Annotated in this window: 17 protein-coding genes; 11 read left to right on the forward strand and 6 right to left on the reverse strand. The window is 74.1% G+C overall.

Annotation, left to right across the window (positions count from 1 at the left end):
- The first annotated feature begins 10 nt into the window (after positions 1 to 10).
- Complete coding sequence (locus AC0OO9_RS27790; RefSeq protein WP_484518068.1) at positions 11 to 1,462, forward strand: sensor histidine kinase; 1,452 nt, start codon at positions 11 to 13, stop codon at positions 1,460 to 1,462.
- Positions 1,463 to 1,585: 123 nt separating this feature from the next.
- Here AC0OO9_RS27790 and AC0OO9_RS27795 read toward each other — a convergent pair whose 3' ends face one another.
- Positions 1,586 to 2,440, reverse strand: coding sequence for an arginase family protein (locus AC0OO9_RS27795; protein ID WP_484513529.1), 855 nt, complete (start codon positions 2,438 to 2,440; stop codon positions 1,586 to 1,588).
- Between the two features lie 37 nt (positions 2,441 to 2,477).
- Between AC0OO9_RS27795 and AC0OO9_RS27800 the strand changes: the two genes are divergently transcribed.
- The 3 genes from AC0OO9_RS27800 to AC0OO9_RS27810 all read left to right on the forward strand — a co-directional run bounded on the left by AC0OO9_RS27800 (position 2,478) and on the right by AC0OO9_RS27810 (position 4,308).
- Complete coding sequence (locus tag AC0OO9_RS27800; RefSeq protein ID WP_484513531.1) at positions 2,478 to 3,164, forward strand: helix-turn-helix domain-containing protein; 687 nt, start codon at positions 2,478 to 2,480, stop codon at positions 3,162 to 3,164.
- Positions 3,165 to 3,241: 77 nt separating this feature from the next.
- Positions 3,242 to 3,946 carry a hypothetical protein gene (locus tag AC0OO9_RS27805; RefSeq protein WP_484513533.1) on the forward strand — a complete coding sequence of 235 codons (705 nt, stop codon included), beginning with the start codon at positions 3,242 to 3,244 and terminating at the stop codon, positions 3,944 to 3,946.
- The gene (locus AC0OO9_RS27810; RefSeq protein ID WP_484513535.1) at positions 3,943 to 4,308 is read left to right on the forward strand and encodes a winged helix-turn-helix domain-containing protein; all 366 of its coding nucleotides are present in this window, start codon (positions 3,943 to 3,945) and stop codon (positions 4,306 to 4,308) included. The genes AC0OO9_RS27805 and AC0OO9_RS27810 overlap by 4 nt, the downstream gene beginning before the upstream one ends.
- A 128-nt stretch (positions 4,309 to 4,436) precedes the next feature.
- Here the strand turns inward: AC0OO9_RS27810 and AC0OO9_RS27815 are convergent, their stop codons facing one another.
- Entirely contained in the window at positions 4,437 to 4,883 is a 447-nt protein-coding gene (locus AC0OO9_RS27815) for a VOC family protein (protein ID WP_484513537.1), read from the reverse strand.
- A gap of 138 nt (positions 4,884 to 5,021) precedes the next feature.
- Between AC0OO9_RS27815 and AC0OO9_RS27820 the strand changes: the two genes are divergently transcribed.
- The 4 genes from AC0OO9_RS27820 (at position 5,022) to AC0OO9_RS27835 (ending at position 10,608) form a co-directional block, all read left to right on the forward strand.
- Positions 5,022 to 5,171: a hypothetical protein gene (locus tag AC0OO9_RS27820; protein WP_357041133.1), complete on the forward strand. Its 150-nt coding sequence runs from the start codon at positions 5,022 to 5,024 to the stop codon at positions 5,169 to 5,171.
- Positions 5,172 to 5,180: 9 nt separating this feature from the next.
- The gene (locus AC0OO9_RS27825) at positions 5,181 to 6,605 is read left to right on the forward strand and encodes a class I SAM-dependent methyltransferase (RefSeq protein ID WP_484513539.1); all 1,425 of its coding nucleotides are present in this window, start codon (positions 5,181 to 5,183) and stop codon (positions 6,603 to 6,605) included.
- Positions 6,606 to 6,657: 52 nt separating this feature from the next.
- The gene (locus AC0OO9_RS27830) at positions 6,658 to 8,715 is read left to right on the forward strand and encodes a sulfatase-like hydrolase/transferase (RefSeq protein WP_484518069.1); all 2,058 of its coding nucleotides are present in this window, start codon (positions 6,658 to 6,660) and stop codon (positions 8,713 to 8,715) included.
- Positions 8,716 to 9,324: 609 nt separating this feature from the next.
- Positions 9,325 to 10,608, forward strand: coding sequence for a citrate synthase (locus AC0OO9_RS27835; RefSeq protein WP_132238020.1), 1,284 nt, complete (start codon positions 9,325 to 9,327; stop codon positions 10,606 to 10,608).
- Positions 10,609 to 10,760: 152 nt separating this feature from the next.
- On the opposite strand, the gene AC0OO9_RS27840 is transcribed toward AC0OO9_RS27835, so the two are convergent.
- The 4 genes from AC0OO9_RS27840 to AC0OO9_RS27855 all read right to left on the reverse strand — a co-directional run bounded on the left by AC0OO9_RS27840 (position 10,761) and on the right by AC0OO9_RS27855 (position 16,178).
- Complete coding sequence (locus AC0OO9_RS27840) at positions 10,761 to 12,155, reverse strand: glycosyltransferase family 4 protein (protein ID WP_484513542.1); 1,395 nt, start codon at positions 12,153 to 12,155, stop codon at positions 10,761 to 10,763.
- A 321-nt stretch (positions 12,156 to 12,476) separates the two neighbouring features.
- Positions 12,477 to 13,151: a fasciclin domain-containing protein gene (locus AC0OO9_RS27845; RefSeq protein WP_484513543.1), complete on the reverse strand. Its 675-nt coding sequence runs from the start codon at positions 13,149 to 13,151 to the stop codon at positions 12,477 to 12,479.
- Positions 13,152 to 13,240: 89 nt separating this feature from the next.
- Positions 13,241 to 15,334, reverse strand: a complete 2,094-nt coding sequence (locus AC0OO9_RS27850) for a M14 family zinc carboxypeptidase (protein ID WP_484513545.1) — start codon at positions 15,332 to 15,334, stop codon at positions 13,241 to 13,243.
- 178 nt (positions 15,335 to 15,512) lie between these two features.
- Complete coding sequence (locus AC0OO9_RS27855) at positions 15,513 to 16,178, reverse strand: response regulator transcription factor (protein WP_484513547.1); 666 nt, start codon at positions 16,176 to 16,178, stop codon at positions 15,513 to 15,515.
- Between the two features lie 306 nt (positions 16,179 to 16,484).
- Between AC0OO9_RS27855 and glgX the strand changes: the two genes are divergently transcribed.
- From glgX to treZ, 3 genes are read left to right on the forward strand one after another with little or no spacing between them, the layout of a single operon-like run.
- Positions 16,485 to 18,602 carry a glycogen debranching protein GlgX gene (gene glgX / locus AC0OO9_RS27860; protein WP_484513549.1) on the forward strand — a complete coding sequence of 706 codons (2,118 nt, stop codon included), beginning with the start codon at positions 16,485 to 16,487 and terminating at the stop codon, positions 18,600 to 18,602.
- Between the two features lies 1 nt (position 18,603).
- Positions 18,604 to 20,925 carry a malto-oligosyltrehalose synthase gene (gene treY, locus AC0OO9_RS27865; protein WP_484513551.1) on the forward strand — a complete coding sequence of 774 codons (2,322 nt, stop codon included), beginning with the start codon at positions 18,604 to 18,606 and terminating at the stop codon, positions 20,923 to 20,925.
- Complete coding sequence (gene treZ, locus AC0OO9_RS27870) at positions 20,922 to 22,655, forward strand: malto-oligosyltrehalose trehalohydrolase (RefSeq protein ID WP_484513553.1); 1,734 nt, start codon at positions 20,922 to 20,924, stop codon at positions 22,653 to 22,655. Before treY ends, treZ begins: the two co-directional genes overlap by 4 nt.
- Positions 22,656 to 22,734 lie beyond the last annotated feature (79 nt).

Consider the following 22,734-nt stretch of genomic DNA (forward strand, 5'->3'; position numbering starts at 1 on the left):
GCGCCACCGGCTGGCCGGGGTGTCGCTGCGGACCCGCCTGGTGGTCATCCTGGTCGCCCTGCTGGCCCTCGTCAGCGTGGCCATCGGCGGGATCACCACGGTCGCGCTGCGGCAGTTCCTGATCGACCGCGTCGACGAGCAGCTGGCACCGATGCGCGCCGTCCCTGGGCGGGGCGGGCCGTCGCCCGTCGAGTGGCCGCGCGGCGGCAGCGGCGGGCCGGACGCCCGGATTCCCCGGGGCCTCCCGCCGGGGACCGTCGCCGCCGAGGTGGCCGACGGCCGGGTGGTCCGGGCCTGGACCCTCGCCGACCGGGAGGAACGCGCCGTCCCCGCCGGGGACCTGGCCGGCCTCGCGGACCTGCCCACCGACGGCCGACCCCGCACCCGTGAGCTGGGCGATCGCGGTGCCTACCGGGTGGTGGCGCGCCAGCTTCCGGGCGGGACCGTGCGGGTGCTCGGCCTGCCGCTGTCGGGCGTGTCGGAGACCGTCTGGTGGCTGGTCGCCGCGCAGGCCGGGGTGGCGACCGCGGGGCTGCTCGTCGCCGGCGGGGCCGGAGCCCTGATCGTGCGGGCGACCCTGCGCCCGCTGCGCCGGGTCGCCACCACCGCCGGCCGGGTCAGCGAGCTGCCCCTGGACCGCGGCGAGGTGGCGCTGTCGGTGCGGGTGCCGGCCGCCGACACCGACCCGCGCACCGAGGTGGGGCAGGTGGGCGCGGCGCTGAACCGGATGCTGGGGCACGTCGGCGCCGCGCTCGCCGCCCGTCAGGCCAGTGAGACCCGGGTACGCCAGTTCGTGGCCGACGCCAGCCACGAGCTGCGTACGCCGCTCGCGGCCATCCGGGGGTACGCCGAGGTCGCCCGGCGCGGCCGGGACGAGGTGCCGCCCGACGTGGCCCACGCGTTGCGCCGGGTCGAGTCCGAGAGCACCCGGATGACCCGCCTCGTCGACGACCTGCTGCTGCTCGCCCGGCTCGACTCGGGCCGGCCGCTCGTGGTCGAGCCGGTGGACCTGTCCGCGCTGGTGGTGGACGCGGTCGGCGACGCGCACGTGGCGGGGCCGGAGCACCGGTGGCGGCTCGACCTGCCGGACACCGTGGTCCGCGTCCCCGGCGACCCGGCCCGGCTGCACCAGGTGCTGGCGAACCTGCTGGCCAACGCCCGGGTGCACACCCCGCCCGGCACCACGGTCACCACCACCCTGCGGATCGACGGCGACGTCGCCGTGCTCGGCGTCGCCGACGACGGGCCGGGCGTGCCGCCGGCGCTGCGGGCCGAGGTGTTCGAACGCTTCTCCCGGGGCGACAGCTCCCGGTCGCGGGCGCACGGCAGCACCGGCCTGGGCCTGGCGATCGTGGCCGCCGTGGTGGAGGCCCACCACGGGACTGTCGAGCTGGACAGCCGGCCGGGGCGCACGGTGTTCACCGTCCGGCTGCCCGGCGCCGCCACCGACGCCGACGCCTGAGCGCCGCCTCGGGGCCGTCGCCGCGCTGCGCGCCCGCGCCGACACGTCCAGGACCGGACGGCCGTACCGGGTCGCGCGTCGGGTGCCACGGCCGGCCGGCCGCCCGCACGCCCGACGGCGCGGTCAGTCGGCCAGCAGTTCGGCGAGGGCCTGCCCGACGCGCTCCGCGTGCCGCCCGTCGGGGTCTTCGTCGGCGTTGAAGTCGGTGACGCTCATCCCGATCAGCCGGCCCGAGCGGACCAGTGGTCGGGCCAGCGCGATCAGGTCGGCCCAGTCGAGCCCGTCCGGCTCGGGATAGCTGACCGCCGGGAGCACCAGCGGGTCGAGCACGTCGAGGTCGAGGTGCAGCCAGGTCGGCGTCGTACCGACGGCGAGATCCCGGCCCACCGCCGCCGCGTCGGCGCCCCGCAGCCGGGTGGCCGGCACCAGGTGGACGGCGGGGTCGATCCGGGAGGCCTCCTTCCCGTCCGTCGCGGCCCGGTCGAGCGGCCGGTGGCCGAGCAGGTGCACCTGGTCGGGGTCGACCAGCGGCCCCTCCCGGTCGAGGACCCCCGCCGGGCCGTGGTCGGTGACGATCGACAGGTCCATGTCCGCCGCCTCACCGGTGGGTGAGGTGCGGCCGTCCTCGAAGTCGAGGTGGGCGTCGAGGAACCACAGGTCGAAGCCGGCGGGCAGCCCCGCCAGGATGCCGGGCAGGATCGCGCAGTCGCCGCCGAGCACCAGCGGATGCCGTCCCGAGCCGATCAGCGTCGTCGTGCTGGCGGCGATCGCCCGGCCGGCGCGACGCACCTGGTCGACGCCGATCACCCCGGTCTCCGGGTCCCGTACCGGGTCGGTGATCAGGGCGTCGACCGCGCCGGCGTCGGCCGCGCCCAGCCGGCCCAGCAGCCCGGCGGTCCGCAGTGCGGCGGGCGCCCGGTGCTCGCCCCGGCCGCGTCCGGAGGAGTCGAGGGGAGCGTCCAGCACCGACCATCGCACACCCGGAGGCTAGCCCGGCCGTGGCAGGCTGGGCGGCATGTACCGGGAACGTCCGGCCGGATTCGCCGGCGCGGTGCTCTGGACCAGCGCCACGGCGGCGGGCGCCGCACCGACCAGGGTGCTCCCCGACGGCTGCCTCGACCTGCTCTGGTCGAGCCGCTGCGGGCTGACGGTGGCCGGGCCGGACCGCACCGCGCACCTGAGCGGCGGCGGGCCGCCGGAGCGCTGGGTGGGGCTGCGGCTGCCGCCGGGCATCGGACCGGCGGTGCTCGGCGTACCGGCCGTCGAGCTGCGCGACCGGCGGGTTCCCCTGGCGGAGCTGTGGGGCGACCGGGACGTCGCGCGGCTGGCCGAACGGGCGGAGGCGGCCCCGGCCGACGTGCTGACGGAGATCGCCGTCCGGCGGCTGCGGGCGGCCGGCGGGCCCGACCCGATCGGCGCCCGGGTCGCCGCCGCGTTGGCCGCCGGCGCCAGCGTGACCGCGACCGCCGCCGGGACCGGCCTCGATCCGCGCGCCCTGCACCGCCGCTGCCAGCACCTGTTCGGGTACGGCCCGAAGACCCTGGCCCGGATCATGCGGATGGGGCGCGCGCTGGCGCTGGCCCGCGCCGGCACCCCGCTGGCCGAGGTGGCGGCCCGCTGCGGCTACGCCGACCAGGCCCACCTGACCCGCGACGTGCGGGACCTGGCCGGCGTGCCGCCGACCGCCCTGCTGCCCCGCTGAGCGGGCAGATCCCCGAACCCTGCCCCAGGTCGCCGAGAGGACTAGCGCCAATCGGTTTGCTATGGAAACCTGTTGGCATGACTTCAAACGTGGTTCCTGCCGGCGGCGATCCCCGCCGGCTCCTGGCCGAGGCTTACGGCCTGGCACGACGGGTCCGGCTGGCCCAGCGGGTGACGTGGCTGCCGCTGCTGGTGCTGGCCGTGGTGACCTTCGGCGCGATTCCGGTCTCCGGGTGGGGCCCCACGGTCGTCCGCGACTGCCGGGCGGCGGACGGCGGTCAGGTGTGCAAGGTCTGGGAGCCGGTCCCGCAGTTCTACTGGCTGGCGGCGCTGTCCCTGGCGTACCTGGTGATCGCCGGCGGGTACCTGCGGGTCGCCCGGGCCCGGGGCGTGGACACCCGGGTGCGGCCGTACGTGCTCACCGGTGTCGCGCTCACGGTCGTGCTGTTCGCCGCCATCGCCGCCGGCGCCGGCGCGTGGATCGTCCCCGACCCCCAGCTCCTGGACCCGTCCGCCGCCGTGCGGGTCCTGTTCCGGCTGCTCACGCCGATCGGCGGGATCGGGCTGGCCCTGCTGGTGCTGGCCTGGCTGGAGCGGCATCCCGCGCTGCTGGTGTTCGCCCTCGGATACCTGACGGTGGTGCTGGTGCCGATCGACTTCGGCTGGGGAGCCCACTGGGGCGGCCGGTGGCAGGGAGCGCCGATGCTGGTCGTCAGTGGCGGCGTGCTGCTGCTGGGCGGCGCCGGCTTCGCGCTGGCGCAACGGCTGCGGGGGCCCCGGTGACGGGCCCTGTCGGCGCCTCGGCACCGGACGGGACCGCGTCCGCCCATCCGGTCACCGAGCTCGACGACGTGGTGCACCAGCGGGTCAGGCTCGGCATCCTCACCATCGCCCACGAGGCCCGACGGGTCGAGTTCCGGTTCCTGCGTACCCAGCTGGACCTGACCGCCGGCAACCTCTCCAAGCACCTCAGCGTGCTGGAGGCGGCCGGCCTGATCCAGGTCGAGAAGGGCTACGAGGGCCGGCGGGGCCGCACCTGGATCAGCCTGACCCCGGCCGGCACCACCGCGCTCGCCGAGGAGATCGCCCAGCTCAAGCAGCTCATCGCCCGGGTCGAGGTCACCCGACCGCCGGAGGACCGATGACCGCCGTGCCGGTCACCTGACCCGCGCTCCGGCGGCTCCGGTGTCCGGCGGGGCCGGTGTCCGGCGGGGCCGGTGTCCGGCGGGGCGGGTGTCCGGCGGGGCGGGTGTCCGGCGGGGCCGGTCCGCGGTCAGCTCGCGGCGAGCGGGGCGAACAGGTCCACGCCGTTGCCGTCGGGGTCGAGCACCACCGCGTACCGCTGGCCCCAGTAGGCGTCCCACGGGGGCAGGTGACCCTCGTGGCCCTCGGCCACCAGCTCCGCGTAGAGCCGGTCCACCTCGGCCGGGTCGGCGCACAGGAAGGCGAGGCTGGCCCCGCCGCCGCCCCCGGGCTTCCAGTCGGGGTCGAACGCGCGGACGGTGTCGGCGGTGTCCCAGGCCAGCCGGATGCCGCCGGGCAGGGTGACCTCCACGTGCGGCGCGGTGTCGGCGTCGGCGGGGATGTCGAGGCCGAGCCGCCGGTAGAAGGCGAGGGAGCGGGGCAGGTCGCTGCTGACCATGCCGATGAGATCGAGTCTGGGTGCCATGGCTCCCACCGTAGGGAGACTGCCGGCGTTCGTCTTGAACGAAACGGACAACCGGGCGGAGTGTCGGGTGTGCCCTTCACGACCGGGACGATCGGCGTAGCGTGTCAGACAAGTCCGGCTTTACGGGCAAATCCCCCAAGGATCCTGCCCGCGTACGCCGACATCGAGACGCGAGGAAAGGAGCGGTCGGTGGATCACCTGGCCTACCTGGACGCGGGGTCCGGCAGCCTGATCGTGCAGGCGGTGGTCGGCGGGGTGGCCGGCGCCGCGGTGGCGGCCAAGCTCTACTGGCGGCGACTGGTCGACCGGTTCCGCCGCCAGCCCACCGACCAGCGCTGACCCCGGCCGATGGCGAACTCCCGCACCGGCCTGCGCGCCGAGCCAGCCTCCTTCCGCGACCCCGCCAACCGGGTCTTCCACCTCGACGGCGACGTGCTGCGCGGGCTGGACGAGCAGGCCGCCGGGGAGTGGCGCGCGCTGACCGCCAGCGAGTTCTTCCCGCCGCTGCTCGCCGCCGGCAAGGTGTGCGGCACCGAGGCGGTCGAGTCGCCGGCCGTGCCGTCGGCCGACCGGTGGGCCGCCGTCCTGCGCCACGAGCGCATCCCGTTCGTCTCCCACCCGTACGAGTGGTCCTTCACCATGCTGCGCGACGCGGCGCTGCTGCACCTGGAGATCCTGCGGGCGGCCCTGCCGGCCGGGTTCACCACGAAGGACGGGTCGGCCTACAACCTCCAGTGGCGCGGCGCCGAACCGGTGTTCATCGACGTCGGCTCGTTCACCCCGGCCCGCGACGGCGAGCCCTGGGCCGGCTACCGGCAGTTCTGCCAGACGATGCTCTACCCGCTGCTGCTCGGCGCCCACCTCGGGCTGGACTTCCAGCCCTGGCTGCGCGCCCGGGTCGACGGCATCGAGCCCGAGCAGATGCGCCGGCTGTTCGGCGGCGTCCGGCGGCTGCTGCCCGGCGTGCCCACCCACGTGCACCTGCACGACGCCATGCAGCGGCGCAACGCCCGGGCCAGCACCGCCGACGTCCGGTCCCAGTTGCGGGCCGCCGGCTACTCGCGGGAGTTGGCGCTGGCCACCGTACGCGGCATCGAGAAGCTCGTCCGGCGGCTGGAGCCCCGCCGCACGGCCAGCCACTGGGTCGACTACCAGCGCACCTGCGCGTACACCGCCGACGACCGGGCCGCGAAGGAACGCTTCGTCGCCGAGGCGCTGGCCGACGGACCACGGCCCCGACTGGCGCTGGACCTCGGCGCCAACGACGGCCGGTACGCCCGCCTCGCCGCCCGGCACGCCGACTACGTCGTCGCGGTCGAGCAGGACCCCGGCGTGGTGGACGGGCTCTACCGGGATCTGCGCGCGGCGGGGGAGCGGCGGATCCTGCCCCTGGTGATGGATCTCGCCGACCCGTCGCCCGGCGGCGGCTGGCGCGGCGTCGAGCGGGCCTCGTTCGCGGACCGGGTGGAGGCGGACGCGGTCCTCGCCCTGGCCGTGGTGCACCACCTGGCGATCGGGCGCAACGTGCCGCTGCCCGAGGTGCTGGACTGGCTCGTCGGGCTCGCCGCCCCGGGCGCCCGGGTGGTGGTGGAGTTCGTCCACCCCGAGGACCCGATGGCCCGGCGGCTGCTGGCCAACAAGCCCGAGGGGCTCTTCCCCGACTACCGGCCGGCCGAGTTCGAGCGGCTGCTCGCCGCGCGCTGCCGGATCGCACGGCGGCTCCACCTGCCCTCGGGCACCCGGACGCTCTACGCGGCGGTCGTGGGTGGCTGAGCCGGCACCCCCGCTGGACCGCACGTGCGGCGACCGGCCGTGGGGCGATGGCGTGTCGGGCGACGGGCCGTCGGGCGAGCGGGTTTCCGGTGGCCGGGCGGGCGGCGGCGGGGCTGCCGGTGGTGGGGCGGGCGGCTGGCGTACGGAGCTGGGCCGGCTGGCCGAGGTGGCGGGACTCGTCGGGCTCGTGGTCACCCAGCCGCTGCTGGACATCCTCGGGCGCAGCCCCGACTTCTTCCTGTTCCACCGGGCCGACCGTGGGGAGATCATGCTGCTGGTGGCATTGGTCGCGCTGGTGCCCACCGCCGCCGTCGCGCTGCCCGCCGTGCTGTCGCGCCTGGCCGGACGCACCGCCCGCTCGGCCACGCACACCCTGCTGGTCGGCCTGCTGCTCGCCGCGCTGGCCGTGCAGGTCGGCCGGCACGGTACGCCGCTGCGGGGCGTACCGCTGCTGCTGCTCGCCGCGGCGGCCGGGGCCGCCGGGGCCGCCGCACACCGGCGCTGGCGCGCGCCCGGGCGGATGCTGCGGCTGGCCGCGGCCGGGCCGCTGCTGTTCGTCGGGCTGTTCGTGTTCGCCTCGCCCACCTCCACGGTGGTGCTGCCCCGGGGCGAGGGCGGCGCCGCCGGGGTGGCCGGGCCCGGCAACCACCCGCCGGTGGTCGTGCTGGTCCTCGACGAGCTGCCCCTGGTCTCCCTGCTCGGCGCGGACGGGCGGATCGACGCCGCCCGGTTCCCGCACTTCGCGGAGCTGGCCGGCGGCTCCACCTGGTACCGCAACGCCACCGGCGTCAGCGGCTGGACGCCCTACGCGCTGCCGGCCATGCTCACCGGCCGCTACCCGCAGCGGGCGGTGGCGCCGCACTACTCCCAGTACCCGGACAACCTCTTCACCGCCCTCGGCGGCCTGTACGACGTCCGCGCCGAGGAGAGCATCACCCGGCTCTGCCCGCCCAGCCGCTGCGAGCAGCCGATCAGCCCGGAGCAGGGAATGGGCGTGCTGATCCGGCAGGCCGGCGGGCTGCTGCGGCAGGTCACCGCCCCGGTCGACAGCCGCGTCGACCCGGAGGACTCGTACCGCGAGCAGACCCGCGCGGAGGCGGGCCTCGACGCCGCCGAGCCGGTGCCGGCGGACCCGAAGTTCCGCTGGGACAGCCTCGACGACAACCAGCCGGCCCGCTTCACCAGCTTCCTCGCCGGGCTCCGGCCGGCGCCCCGACCCACCCTGCACTTCCTGCACCTGCTGATGCCCCACTCGCCGTGGGCGTACCTGCCGTCGGGGGCGCGCTACGACGCCCCGCCGGACCTGCCGAACGACGGCGACGGCTGGGCCGAGCTGGCCCGCCGGCGGCACCTCGCGCAGCTCGGCTACACCGACCGGCTGATCGGGGAGACCCTGCGTACTCTGCGCTCCACCGGCCTCTACGACCAGTCCCTGCTGGTGGTCACCGCCGACCACGGCGTCAGCTTCACCCCCGGCGCCCAGGGCCGGGGCATGGGCGCCATCCGGACCGCCCCCGACGAGGTCGCCTGGGTACCGACGTTCGTCAAGACCCCCGGCCAGCGCGCCGGCCGGATCGACGACCGGAACTGGCAGCACGTCGACCTGCTGCCCACCATCGCCGACGAGGCAGCCATCCGGCTCCCGGGGCCCGTCGACGGCCGGTCCGCCCGGCAGACCCCGCGCGCCGAGGCGGGCAAGGTCTTCTACGACCGCCCCGGCCAGCCGACCCCCGTCGCGGGCGGCGTGCCGGCCCCGATCGCGCCGCCCGCACCCCACCCGCTGGTGGGCGCCGCCGTCGGCGACCGCCCGACGGGCGGCACCGCCCGGGTCGCCGCCCTGGCCGCATTCGACGCGGTGGACCCGGACACCGGACGGCTGCCGGCCGCCGTCTGGGGCGACGTGCCGGACGACGTACCCGACGGCACACCCCTGGCGATCGCCGTCAACGGCCGGATCGGCGCGGTCGTTCCCGTGGTACCCCGCGACGCCGGCGGCCGCCGCTTCGCCGCCCTGCTCGCCGACGACCGCCTCTTCCACGCCGGCGCCAACCGCCTCACCGTCTACCGCGTGGCCCCCGACAACACCCTCCTAACCCTCACCCTCACCTGACCCCACCGCCCCGCCCGGGCCCTGCCCCGGGCTCCCCCCTCCTTCCGCCCAACCCCGACCCACCCCTCAGACCCGCCCACTCCGCCCAGACCTGCCCCACTCCGCCCAGACCCGGCCCCGCCCAGACCCGGCCCCGCCCAGACCCGGCCCCGCCCAGGCCCGGCCCGGGCCCACCTTGCCCGGCCCTGCCCGGGCTGCCCCCGCCCAGACCCGGCCCTGCACTGCCCGCGCTTCTCGCACCCTCCCCTCGGCGTTGATCATGAGGTTATTGCCCTGGAATGCGCTTTCCGTAGGCAATAACCTCATGATCAACCTGCGGTGCGGTGCGGTGCGGTGCGGTGCGGGGAGGGTCGGCGCGGCGCGGACAGGCTGCGCGGACAGCGCGGGGCGGGGGAGGCGGGGTGGGGGGCGGGGCGGTGGGTGGTGTGGGGTGAGGTGGGGTTGGTTGGCGGTTGTGCGTCCGGATTGCGCGGGTTTCCCGGGTCGCTGGTCGGGAAACGGGTGACGCATGCCTCACCGTCGAACCACGACGGGCGGTATCTCCTCGACCGTGATTACGGTAAAAGCGAAGGCAATTCAACGCAGATCTGCCGGCGAAGCGAGGGAACCATGACGGAAGTCAAGCTCGATCACCCCGGTGGGCAGCTTTCGATGCCGGTGCAATCCGCGGTCGAGGGCCCCGCCGGCATCGGGGTGGGCAAGCTGCTGAAGGAAACCGGGATGACGACGTACGACCCCGGTTTCGTCAACACCGCGGCCTGCTCGTCCGACATCACCTACATCGACGGCGACGCGGGGATCCTGCGTTACCGTGGGTACCCGATCGAGCAGCTCGCGGAGAAGTCCTCCTTCCTGGAGGTCTCCTACCTGCTGATCTACGGTGAGCTGCCGACCCAGCAGCAGTTGACCGAGTTCACCGAGCGGATCCGCCGGCACTCGCTGCTGCACGAGGAGATGCGCCGCTTCTTCGACGGCTTCCCGCGCGACGCGCACCCGATGGCCGTGCTCTCGTCGGCCGTCAGCGCCATCTCCACCTTCTACCAGGACAGCCTGGACCCGTTCGACTCCTCGCACGTCGAGATGTCCACGGTGCGGCTGATGGCGAAGGTGCCCACCATCGCCTCGTACGCGTACAAGAAGTCGATCGGCCAGCCGCTGCTGTACCCGGACAACTCGCTGGGCTACGTGGAGAACTTCCTGCGGATGACCTTCGGCGTGCCGGCGGAGCCGTACGAGGTAGACCCGGTGATGGCCAAGGTGCTGGACATGCTGTTCATCCTGCACGCCGACCACGAGCAGAACTGCTCCACCTCGACCGTGCGCCTGGTCGGCTCCAGCAACGCCAACCTCTTCGCCTCGGTCTCGGCGGGCGTGAACGCGCTCTTCGGCCCGCTGCACGGCGGCGCCAACCAGGCCGTGCTGGAGATGCTGGAGAAGATCCAGGCCGACGGCGGCGACGTCGGGTCCTTCGTACGCAAGGTGAAGGACAAGCAGGACGGCGTGAAGCTGATGGGCTTCGGCCACCGGGTCTACAAGAACTACGACCCGCGCGCGGCGATCGTGAAGAAGGCGGCCCAGGACGTGCTCGGCCGGATGGCCAAGCCCGACCCGCTGCTGGACATCGCCATGCAGCTGGAGGAGATCGCGCTCGCCGACGAGTTCTTCGTCTCCCGCAAGCTCTACCCGAACGTGGACTTCTACACCGGCCTGATCTACAAGGCCATGGGCTTCCCGACCAAGATGTTCACGGTGCTCTTCGCGCTGGGCCGGCTCCCCGGCTGGATCGCGCAGTGGCGCGAGATGATCAACGACCCGGAGACCAAGATCGGCCGCCCACGGCAGATCTACACCGGTGCCCCCGAGCGGGCGTACGCCCCGTTCTCGGAGCGCTGAGTTCCGGCCGTACCGACGACGAAGGCCGCCGACCCGCACGGGGTCGGCGGCCTTCGTCGTGTCGCATCCACCGGCGTCGCGCCCGACGGGGTGTAAGGAGGGGCACCTCCTATGCAAGAAGAAACGATAGGAAGGTGCCCCTCCTTGCACCGTCAGCGGAGGCCGGCGGCGGCGAGCAGGTTGCCCTCGGCGATCGACGGCACGGCGCGGCCCCGGGTCACCCGCTCGGCGGCGAACGACCCGGCGGTGGCGATCGCGGCCGCGTAGGCGGCGGCCGTACGCTGCGCGATGGCCGACCAGCCGTAGCGCTCGTGCACCATGACGCGGGCCCGGCGGGCGAGCTGGCGGGCCCGCTCCCGGTCCGACAGCAGCGCGTCGACAGCGTCGGTCAGCCCGTCCGGGTCGTGCGGCCGGAAGGTCATCCCGGTCACCCCGGGCTCGACGATCTCGGCGAGCCCGCCGGTTGCGGCGACGGCCAGGGGTGCGCCGGCGGCGGCGCCCTCCAGGGCCACCATGCCGAACGGCTCGTAGATGCTCGGCACGGCGAAGCAGTCCGACGCGGCCATCACGGCGGGCAGGTCGGTGCCGCCGAGGAAGCCCGGCAGGCTGACCGTGCCGCCGAGGCCCAGGCGGTGCACCTCGGCCTCCAACTCGCCGCGGTACGGCCCGTCGCCGACGATGACGGCGCGCAGCCCGGGGTGCCGCTCGCGCAGCCGGGGCAGCCCGGCGATCAGGTGCTGCACGCCCTTCTCGTAGACCAGCCGGCCGGCGAAGGTGACAAGCGGCCCGTCCCCGGCGAAGCGGGCGCGGGCCTGCGCCACCGCGGCGGCCGGGACGCGCCAGCGGTGCGGCTCCACGCCGTTGGGCACCACGTCGACCCGGCCCGTCGGCACGCCGAACAGCCCGGTCACCTCGTCGCGCATGTAGCCGGAGCAGACGATCACCCGGCCCGACTCGCCGGCCAGCCAGTGTTCGACGCCGTGGATGGTGCGGTTCATCTCCTCGGGCAGCCAGCCCTGGTGCCGGCCGGCTTCGGTGGCGTGGATGGTGCTGACGAGGGGGATGTCGAGGTGTTCGCGCAGGGTCATGGCGGTGTGGGCGACGAGCCAGTCGTGGGCGTGGATGACGTCGTAGGTGCCGGCTTCGGTGGCGCGTAGGGCGGCGCGGGTGAGGGTGTGGTTGAAGGCCATGGTCCAGGCGAGCAGGGAGGAGGTGGCCAGGGGGAAGGTGACGGGGTCTTCGGCGGCGCGGACGATGCGGACGCCGTCGGCGTATTCCTCGAGGGGTGCGCCGTCGGTGTGGCGGGTGACGACGGTGACCTCGTGGCCGGCGGCGGCGAGGGCGACGGAGAGGGCGTGCACGTGCCGGCCGAGCCCGCCGACGAGGACCGGCGGGTACTCCCAGGAGAGCATGAGGATGCGGCGGCTCTGCGGGGGCGTGCCCGTCGTACCGGACTGCGCCGGGACCTGGGGCCGGGAGGTGAGGGTGGGCCGGTGGACCCGGCCCGGGGTGCTGGTGGGCTGCTCGTCGACCCGCAGGGTCGTCACAATCGATCTCCGTCCGTGCATGGTGGGACGCGCCGGCAGCGGTGGCGGCGGAACGGTGCTGAGGGATGGCCGAATGGCCGGGCCGGGACGCGCGGGCGCGCCCCCGGGAACAAGCAAAGGGCATCCCGACCGATCCCGCATCTCGAAAGGGGCCAAGGTGACGGAGGACACCTGAAAGTGCCGGTTCGTGTCAGTCGGGTGGATTCCGGTCGTCGGCCGACCGGGTGAGAAGGCGGCGGGACCTGCGGCGACCGCCCCCGAGTACGGGAACGGCCGCCGACCCGCGGAGGGGGTCGGCGGCCGTCCGTCGGGCGGCACCGCTCAGTGGGCGTGGTCCTCCTCGTGGGCGGTCTCCGGCAGGTTGCCAAGCACCTTGTCGATCACGTGGATCCGGGCGCCGCCGGCCCGGTAGTCCGCGCAGATCGTCTCGGCCCGGTCGGCCAGCCGGACGCCCGACCCGGCCGGGGCGACGGCGAGGGTGGTGCCCGCCAGGGTGGTGACGGTGCCGGCGGACGCCAGGTCGGCCACCGGGCGAGCCCCGGCGACCAGGTGCTCCTTCAGCAGCCCGCGCAGCGTCGCGGTGTCCTTGAGCAGCAGTTGGTCCAGGTTGGCGGTGGAGAACCTGGCCCGGAAGGCGTCGTCGGTGGGGGCGAGGATGGTGAGCCCGCCCGCGGCGGACAGCTCCTCGGTCATCCCGGTGGCCCGCACCGCCGCCTCGAACATGGTGAGCACGGGAATCCAGGTCAGGGCCTGGGCGGGGGACCGGTCCACCAGCGAGCCCGGACTACCCGGCTCGGTCCCCGAGGGCAGCGCGTCGCACAGCGGTCCGGTGACCGCCACCGGCGTGCTGTCGCCGGTGCCCTCCGCCGCGGCGGGGGACTCCTGCGAGCCGGTGCATCCGGTCACCGCGACCAGGAGGGCCAGGACGGTCCCGGCCGCCGCCCGCCGACGGCGGGCGGCCCGGGGCGCGGGGCCGGGGATGTGGGTCTCGGACACGGTCTCTCCACTCCAGTACCGGTACGGCAGGTGCCGGCAGGTCGGCGGTGGGCCGACCTGCCGGCACCCTCGGGCGGGGACTCAGCAGGTCAGAGCTGGGCGCACTGGCCGAACTTCGGACCACTCACGGAGTTGGCGACCTCCAGGTTCGTCGGTGCCGGGGAGTTGCCGGTGCAGTCCAGCGGGCCGTTGACGGTGTTGCCGGCCACCAGCGGGGCCACGTCCTTGGCGTTGACCACGCCGACCGGGCCGGTCAGCGTGTTGCCGACCACCACGACCGGGCCCTGGGTGCCGGTGGCGCGCACCGGACCGTTGACCCTGCTGTCGGTCACGACGAATCCGGCGGCGCCCGTGGCGTCGACGGGACCGTTGATCGAGCTGCCGTTGACGATCAGCACCGCGCCGGGACGCACCTGGACCGGACCCCGGACGGTGGCCCCGTCCAGGCAGGCGACGCCGGAGACGACCAGCGGGCCGTTGCGGGTACCGGTCAGGGTGGGGGCGACCCGCTCGCCGGCGACCAGGCCCTCCACGGCCTGCTCGTCGAGCAACAGCGGGATCAGGCCCCGCTGCGGCTGGGACAGCGGAACCAGGTAGCTGTCGCCGACCTTGATCACCTTCCAGCCGTGGGCGGCGAGCCGCTGGGCCACGGTGGTGCGCTGGCCGGCCGGGCCGTCGGTGCGCTCGCCGTGGTACTGCTCCTCGGTCAGCCGGTACGCGCACGGCGCCTGCTCGAGGATCCGCTCCGGGGTGGGGGCGTCCGCGGGCGGCGGGGCCTCACCCGGGTGCGGGGCGGGGTACGCCTCGATCTTGCGGGAGCCCCGGAACACGATGCGTCCCTCGTTGGCGGACTGCGACAGGATCCCCTCGGCACGGGCCTTGGTGATGCCCTGGACGCTGGCGCCGTGGTACGTGAGGAACTGGTTGAACGTCCACAGCGCGGAGTAGGTCTTGCGCCGGCGGTTGTTCGCGGTGTTGGACTCGTCGGGGCGCGTCGGGCCACCGGAGCTGCGCAGCTCCAGCAGGGAGTTGACCACGTTCTTCAGGCCGAGGGTGTTGCGCAGGATGGTCTCCTCGCTCAGACCCACGTTGGCCCCGGTGGTGCACCCGTACGGACAGGCCCACCAGCCGTCCCGGGCGCCCTCGGTGTACATGTGGCCCTCGATCATCTTCTGCGACTCGTCGAAGATGCCCTGCGCCACGTTCTGGTGCCGCGGCGGCAGCATCGGCAGGTCACCGGTGTTGGTGTTGCCGTACTCGTGGCCGTCGTAACCGGCGATCGGCCGGTAGTCGCGCACCATCTCGGCGAGGGCGCGGGTCTCCGGCTGGCGGATCAGCGAGTGGTCCCGGTTGAGGTCCTGGCCGGTGGAGTTGCCCCGCGAGTTGGCCGCCCGCCCGTCGCCGTTGAGCGTCGGCACGATGAGCATGGTGGTCTTCGACAGCAGGTCGAGGGTCTTGGCGTCCTTGGTGAAGGCGAGCTGCCGGGCCATGATCAGGCAGGCCTCGCGGTCACCCGGCTCGTTGCCGTGCACGTTGCAGTTGACCATCAGCGGGTTGGTCGCGGCCACCGCCTCCGGCGTCGCCGCCGGCCGGGGGTAGCCGATGACCAGCATGTTGATCGGCCGGTTCAGGACGGTACGGCCGATCTCGACGACGCGGACCCGCTCGCTGGCCCCGTCGAGCGCGGCGGTGTACGCGTACTCGTTGACGTCGCTTGTGTACTGCGCGCCCAGCGTCTCCTCCCACTGGGTGCGCAGGTTCTCACCCGGGGTGCCCGGGTCGCCCCAGTGGCCGCGGGTGGTGCCGCTGACCGGCGCCGAGTAGGGCTGGACCTCGGTGCCGAAGCGGGCCCGTACCCGCCACTGGAAGCCGTTGCCGGGGGCGAAGCCGGCGTCGGCGAAGGTCGGCTCGTCGTTGTTGACCTGCCGGTTCGGGCGCCACACGCCGGCGATGACCGGCGTGCCGGCGGTGCCGTCCGCGGCGAGCGGGGTCCGCTCGATCTGGTAGTCGGTGGCCCCTTCCACCCGGGTCCACGCCAGCGTGGCGTACCCGTCACCCTGCACGACCGTGAGGCCCTGCACCTGGTTCGGCTCCGCCTGCTGCAGGGCCGCGCTCGGCTGCCCCTGCGCCTGCGCGGGCACCGCCGTCGCCACGAGGGCGGCGGCGAGCAGCGCGGAGAACACACCGGCCGTTGTCCGTCTGTATCTCAAAAGGATCTCCAAACAGGAGGGATGGCTGGGTGCGCCCAGCACACCCGTACTCGGCCCGCCGGTGGCGGGCGGCCTGCGATTCTTGAGGATCACCTGAGATTCCCGACGCGGTAACCGGGACGTGGGTCGCGGTTCAGGTCACCGAGGGTCCTCATCCGGTGCGCAGCCGGTAGCCGACGCCGCGCACCGTCTCGACCATGCCGGCGTCGTCGAGCTTGCCCCGCAGGGCTGCGACGTGCACGTCGAGGTTGTGCCGGGTGCCCCAGGTGGTCTGCCAGACGTCCAGCTGCAACCGGTCCCTGGGCACCACCGTGCCGGCCTGCCGGGCGAGCGCCACCAGCAGGTCGAACTCCTTGCGGGCGAGGTTGACCTCCCGGTCGCCCACCCAGACCTGCCGGGCGTGCACGTCGATGCGCAGCCTGCCGGCCCGCAACTCGCCGGTGCTGCGGGTGCTCCGGCTGCTGCGGGCGGTGCGCCGCATCACCGCCTCGATGCGGGCCTGCAACTCCACCATCGAGAACGGTTTGACGACGTAGTCGTCGGCACCGGCGCGCAGGCCGGCCACCCGGTCGTACTCCTCGGCGCGGGCGCTGACCGCGATGATCGCGACGTCCTCGTCGACCTGCCGCAGCCGCCGGCAGACCTCCAGGCCGTCCCGGTCGGGCAGGTTGAGGTCCAGCAGGACGAGGTCGACGGCGTCGGCCCGGATCGCCTCGGCTGCCGTCAGCGCCGACACCACCTCGTGTCCCCGACGGCGCAGCGCCTTGGCGAGGGCAGACGCCACGCGTAGGTCGTCTTCGACCAGGAGCACCCGCACGCACACCCCCCGGACCTCGTCCCCCGCCGGATCCTGCGAGTCTGTCCGATGATCATCGACTTGACCAGTGCGGACGCAAGATGGTGACCGCAAGCATGATCCGTTCCGGACCGACAGCGGGGCCACGGTGACCGGGGGCGTCGAAACGTCCACCTGCTACCAGTCGGGTGCATTACGGTCATCCTCCGATCGGGTGGATTGGCGGCGGAGCGCGTGGGGCAATACCCGCACGCGCGCCACCCGGCCCCGTCGTGTGGTGCGCTCATGGTGCGGTGCGCGCTCATGATCTTGCGCAAAGGGAGCGACATGCAGGTCTGGCCGGGTGAGCGGTACCCCCTGGGGGCCACCTACGACGGGATGGGCACCAACTTCGCCATCTTCTCCGAGGTGGCCGAGCGGGTCGAGCTGTGCCTGTTCGACGAGTGGGACACCGGGGCCGAGCGGCGGGTCGAGCTGCGCGAGGTCGACGCGTACGTCTGGCACGCGTACATCCCCGGCATCGAGCCGGGGCAGCGTTACGGCTACCGCGTGCACGGCCCGTACGACCCGGCGAACGGGCTGCGCTGCAACCCGGCCAAGCTGTTGCTCGACCCGTACGCCAAGGCGGTCGACGGCGACGTGCGGTGGGACCCGGCCGTCTACGACTACGAGCACGGCGACCCGGAGCGGATGAACACCACCGACTCGGCGCCGTTCATGCCGAAGTCGGTGGTGGTGAACCCGTACTTCGACTGGGGCAACGACTCCCCGCCCCGCATCCCGTACCACCACTCGGTGATCTACGAGGCCCACGTGCGCGGCCTGACGATGCGCCACCCGGACATCCCCGACGAGCTGCGCGGCACGTACGCCGGCCTCGCCTCCCCGCCGATGATCGAGCACCTGACGAAGCTCGGCGTGACCGCCGTCGAGCTGATGCCGGTGCACCAGTTCGTGCACGACCACCGGCTGACCGACATGGGGCTGCGCAACTACTGGGGCTACAACACCATCGGCTTCTTCGCCCCGCACCACGGCTACTCGGCGCTCGGGCACCTCGGCCAGCAGGTGCAGGAGTTCCGGGGCATGGTCAAGGCGCTGCACGCCGCCGGCATCGAGGTCATCCTCGACGTGGTCTACAACCACACCGCCGAGGGCAACCACCTCGGCCCGACGCTGAGCTTCAAGGGCGTCGACAACGCCAGCTACTACCGGCTGAGCGAGGAGGATCGCCGCTACTACGTCGACTACACCGGCACCGGCAACAGCCTCAACGTACGCAGCCCGCACTCGCTCCAGCTGATCATGGACTCGCTGCGGTACTGGGTGACCGAGATGCACGTCGACGGGTTCCGCTTCGACCTCGCCGCCACCCTCGCCCGCGAGTTCTACGAGGTCGACCGCCTCTCCACCTTCTTCGAGGTGGTGCAGCAGGACCCCGTGGTCAGCCAGGTCAAGCTCATCGCCGAGCCCTGGGACGTCGGCCCCGGCGGCTACCAGGTGGGCAACTTCCCGCCCGTGTGGACCGAGTGGAACGGCAAGTACCGCGACACCGTGCGCGACTTCTGGCGCGGCGAGCCGGCCACTCTCGCCGAGTTCGCCTCCCGCATCTCCGGCTCCGCCGACCTCTACCAGGACGACGGGCGCCGCCCGTTCCACAGCATCAACTTCGTCACCTGCCACGACGGGTTCACGCTGCGCGACCTGGTGTCGTACAACGACAAGCACAACGAGGCCAACGGTGAGGAGAACCGCGACGGCGAGAGCCACAACCGGTCCTGGAACTGCGGCGTCGAGGGCGACACCGACGACGAGACGGTACGCGCCCTGCGGGCCCGGCAGCGGCGCAACTTCCTGGCCACCCTGGTGCTCTCCCAGGGCGTGCCGATGATCGGCCACGGCGACGAGTTGGGCCGCACCCAGCGCGGCAACAACAACGCCTACTGCCAGGACAGCGAGCTGGCCTGGGTCGACTGGGACGCCGCCGACACCGACCTGCTGGAGTTCACCCGCAAGCTTGTCGACTTCCGCCGCCGCCACCAGGTGTTCCGCCGGCGGCGCTTCTTCACCGGCCTGCCGGTGCGTTCCCGGCTGGTCGACGAGCCCCTGCCGGACCTGGCCTGGTACACCCCCGACGGGCGGGAGATGACCGGCGAGGACTGGGGCAACGACTTCGGCCGCTCGGTGGCGCTCTTCGTCAACGGCGAGGGCATCCGCGAACGCGGCCCGTACGGCCAGCGCCACGTGGACGCCTCCTTCCTGCTCTGCTTCAACGCCCACGACGCCCCGCTGGACTTCACCGTGCCCGGCCCCGAGTTCGGGCCGCGCTGGGAGGTGGTGATCAGCACCGCGGAACCGGAACCGGAGAAGACCACGGTCGTCGAGGCGGGCGGCACCCTCTGCGTGCCCGACCGGTGCGTGGTGGTGCTGGAGAGGAAGGCCTGACATGTCGAGCACCCCTCGACCCGACGCGCCCCGGGTGGGCACCACCTACCGGGTGCAGATCCGTCCCGGCTTCGACCTGGACGCCACCGCCGAGCTGGCCGACTACCTGGCCGGCCTCGGCGTCACGCACCTCTACAGCGCGCCCCTGCTCACCGCCACCCCCGGCTCGGCGCACGGCTACGACGTGGTCGACCACCGCGCCGTCAACCCCGAGCTGGGCGGCGAGGCGGCCCGGCAGCGGCTGCTGCGGGCACTGCGCGCCGCCGGGCTCGGGATGGTCGTCGACATCGTGCCCAACCACGCCGGCGTGGCCGTGCCCGCCGCGAACCCCGCCTGGTGGGACGTGCTGCGCCGGGGCCGCGACTCGCCGTACGCCGGTTGGTTCGACGTCGACTGGGACCGGGGCCGGCTGCTGCTGCCGGTGCTCGCCGACACCCCGGACGCCCTCGACGACCTCAAGCTCGCCGACGGGGAGTTGCGCTACCACGAGCACCGCTTCCCGATCGCCGACGGCACCGCAGACGGCAGCCCCCGCGAGGTGCACGACCGGCAGCACTACGAGCTGGTCTCCTGGCGGCGCGGCGACACCGAGCTGACGTACCGCCGGTTCTTCGCCGTCTCGGACCTGGCCGGGCTGCGGGTGGAGGACCCGGAGGTCTTCGCCGCCACCCACGAGCTGGTGCTGCGGTGGGCGGCGGCCGGCGAGATCGACGGCATCCGCGTCGACCACCCGGACGGGCTGCGCGACCCCTCGGCCTACCTGGCCCGGCTGCGCGCCGCCGCGCCCGACGCGTGGCTGGTGGTGGAGAAGATCCTGGAGTACGGCGAGGAGCTGCCGGACTGGCCGGTGGAGGGCACGACCGGCTACGACGCCCTCGCCGCCGTCTGCGGGCTCTTCGTCGACCCCGACGCGGAGGGCGACTTCACCGCCCTGGACACCCACCTCGTCGGCCGGCACACCTCCTGGCAGGACCTCACCCACGACACCAAGCTCGCCGCCGCCACCCGCCTGCTGTCGGCCGAGCTGACCCGCCTCGCCGCGCTCGCCGACGACGTCGAGCCCGACGCCGCCCGCACGGCGCTGGCCGAACTGGCCGCCGCGTTCCCGGTCTACCGGGGCTACCCGCCGCACGGCGCCCGGCACCTGGCCGCCGCCCGCGCCGAGGCCGGCCGCCGCCGCCCCGACCTGACCGCCGTGCTGGACGCGCTCACCCGCCGGCTGCGCGACCCCGACGACGAGCTGGCGAAGCGCTTCCCGCAGCTCACCGGCGCGGTCATGGCCAAGGGCGTGGAGGACACCGCCTTCTACCGGTGGAGCCGCTTCGTCGCGCTCAACGAGGTCGGCGGCAGCCCCGCGCACTTCGGCGTGCCGCCGGCCGAGTTCCACCGCTTCGCCGCCGCCCGGCAGGTGCGCTGGCCGGCGAGCATGACCACCCTCTCCACCCACGACACCAAGCGCTCCGAGGACGTCCGGGCCCGCCTCGCCGTGCTCAGCGAGCTGCCGGGACGCTGGGCCGACCTCGTCGCCAGGTGGACGGCCCGCGCGCCGCTGCCCGACCCGGCGTTCGCGCACCTGCTGTGGCAGACCGCCGTCGGCGCCTGGCCGATCGAACGGGAGCGGCTGCACGCGTACGTCGAGAAGGCCGCCCGGGAGGCGTCGGCGTCGACGAGCTGGGCCGACCCCGACCCGGTCTTCGAGCGGGCCATGCGCGACGTGGTCGACGCGATGTACGACGACGCGCAGCTGCACGCCGAGCTGACCGCCTTCGCCGACGAGATCGCCCCCGTCGGCTGGTCCAACTCGCTCGGGCAGAAGCTGGTGCAACTCGCCATGCCCGGGGTGCCCGACACCTACCAGGGCACCGAGCTGTGGGACAACTCGCTGGTCGACCCCGACAACCGCCGGCCGGTCGACTTCGCCGTACGCCGGGAGCTGCTGGCCCGCCTCGACGCCGGTCCGCCCCCGCCGGTGGACGCCGGCGGCGCGGCGAAGCTGCTCGTGGTGTCGCGGACCCTGCGGCTGCGCCGCGACCGCCCGGAGCTGTTCACCGGCTACCGGCCGGTGCCGGCTCACGGGCGCGCCGGGCGGCACGCGCTCGCCTTCGACCGGGGCGGCGCCGTCGCCGTCGCCACCCGCCTGCCGCTCGGGCTGGCCCGCGCCGGCGGCTGGGGCGACACCACCCTGTCACTTCCCGTTCACGAGGTGACCGACCTGTTCACGGGCCGGTCCTACAGTGGCGGGCAGACCCCGCTGGTCGACCTGCTGGCCACCTACCCCGTCGCGCTGCTGGCTCCCACCACCGAGTCCGTGGAGGCTTCATGACCGAGTTCACGGTGTGGGCGCCGCAGGCCGCCCGCGTCCGGCTGCGCCTGCCGGGCGTCGCCGACCACGACATGCGCTCCGGCCCGGACGGCTGGTGGCGGGTCGAGGTGCCCGCCGCCGGCCCCGGCACCGACTACGCCTTCCTGCTCGACGACGACGAGCGGGCGCTGCCCGACCCCCGCTCGCCCTGGCAGCCGGAGGGCGTGCACGGGCCGAGCCGGCGCTACGACCACGCGGCGTTCGAGTGGACCGACCAGGCCTGGACCGGCCGGCAGCTGCCCGGCGCCGTCCTCTACGAGCTGCACGTCGGCACCTTCACCCCCGAGGGCACCTTCGACGCCGCCATCGGCCGCCTCGACCACCTCGTCGACCTCGGCGTCGACATGATCGAGCTGCTGCCCGTCAACGCCTTCAACGGCGAGCACAACTGGGGCTACGACGGGGTCTGCTGGTATGCCCCGCACCAGCCCTACGGCGGGCCGGACGGCCTGAAACGGCTGGTCGACGCCGCCCACGCCAAGGGCCTGGGGGTGATCCTCGACGTCGTCTACAACCATTTCGGGCCCTCCGGGGCCTACGCGCCGATGTTCGCGCCGTACCTCACCGAGCAGAGCAACACCTGGGGCCGCACCGTCAACCTCGACGGACCGCACTCCGACGGCGTGCGCCGCTATATCGTCGACAGCATCCTCATGTGGCTGCGCGACTACCACGTCGACGGGCTACGGCTCGACGCCGTGCACGCCATGCCCGACTCCCGCGCCACGCCCTGGCTGGAGGAGGTGGCGATCGAGGTCGAGGCCCTGGCCACCCACCTCGGCCGGCCGCTGTCGCTGATCGCCGAGTCCGACCTCAACGACCCCCGGCTGGTCACGCCCCGGGAGGCCGGCGGCTTCGGCCTGCACGCCCAGTGGAACGACGACGCCCACCACGCCCTGCACACCCTGCTCACCGGCGAGCGGCAGGGCTACTACGGCGACTTCGGCTCGCTGGAGTGCCTCACCGACGTGCTCACCGGCGGGTTCTTCCACGCCGGCACCTGGTCCAGCTTCCGCAACCGCCACCACGGCCGGCCGGTGGACCGGCAGCGCACCCCCGGCCACCGCTTCGTCGCGTACCTGCAGAACCACGACCAGATCGGCAACCGGGCCACCGGCGACCGGATCTCCGCCACCCTCTCCCCGGGACTGCTGCGCGTCGGCGCGACGCTGCTGTTCACCGCGCCGTTCACCCCGATGCTGTTCATGGGGGAGGAGTGGGCCGCCAGCACCCCGTGGCAGTTCTTCACCAGCCACCCCGAGCCGGAGCTGGCGACCGCCGTCGCCACCGGGCGCAAGCGGGAGTTCGCCGCGCACGGCTGGCCGGAGGGCGACGTGCCGGACCCGCAGGACCCGCAGACCTTCGTCCGCTCCCGGCTCGACTGGGCCGAGCTGGACAAACCCGAACACCGCGAGATGTACGAGTTCCACAAGCGGCTCATCGCGCTGCGCAAGAGCCGCCCCGACCTGTCCGACCCGAGGCTGCACGCCGTGGACGTACGCCCCGGCGACCAGTTCCTGGTGATGCGCCGGGGCGGGACCCTCGTGGCGGCGAACCTGGCCGCCAAGCCGCAACGGATCACGTTGCCGGGAGTGGCGCGCCGGGTGCTGCTCGCGACGGGGGAGGGGGTCACGGTGATGCGTGACCGCATCGAGCTGCCGGCGGAGACGGCGGCGATCGTGGCCCTCTGAGCGGCGCTCGACGCCGCTTCGCCGTCGGCAGTGGTGTTGCGGCTGCCGACGGCGACCGGCCCGCCCCCGCCGCCGGTGG

The sequence above is a fragment of the Micromonospora sp. USAFONa4 genome, from assembly GCF_057197825.1.

Excerpts from the sequence above, each read along its gene's own strand:
- glgX (WP_484513549.1), top strand. The coding sequence starts at position 16,485 with ATGCAGGTCTGGCCGGGTGAGCGGTACCCCCTGGGGGCCACCTACGAC.
- AC0OO9_RS27835 (WP_132238020.1), top strand. The coding sequence starts at position 9,325 with ATGACGGAAGTCAAGCTCGATCACCCCGGTGGGCAGCTTTCGATGCCG.
- AC0OO9_RS27825 (WP_484513539.1), top strand. The coding sequence starts at position 5,181 with ATGGCGAACTCCCGCACCGGCCTGCGCGCCGAGCCAGCCTCCTTCCGC.
- AC0OO9_RS27805 (WP_484513533.1), top strand. The coding sequence starts at position 3,242 with ATGACTTCAAACGTGGTTCCTGCCGGCGGCGATCCCCGCCGGCTCCTG.
- treY (WP_484513551.1), top strand. The coding sequence starts at position 18,604 with ATGTCGAGCACCCCTCGACCCGACGCGCCCCGGGTGGGCACCACCTAC.
- treZ (WP_484513553.1), top strand. The coding sequence starts at position 20,922 with ATGACCGAGTTCACGGTGTGGGCGCCGCAGGCCGCCCGCGTCCGGCTG.
- AC0OO9_RS27800 (WP_484513531.1), top strand. The coding sequence starts at position 2,478 with ATGTACCGGGAACGTCCGGCCGGATTCGCCGGCGCGGTGCTCTGGACC.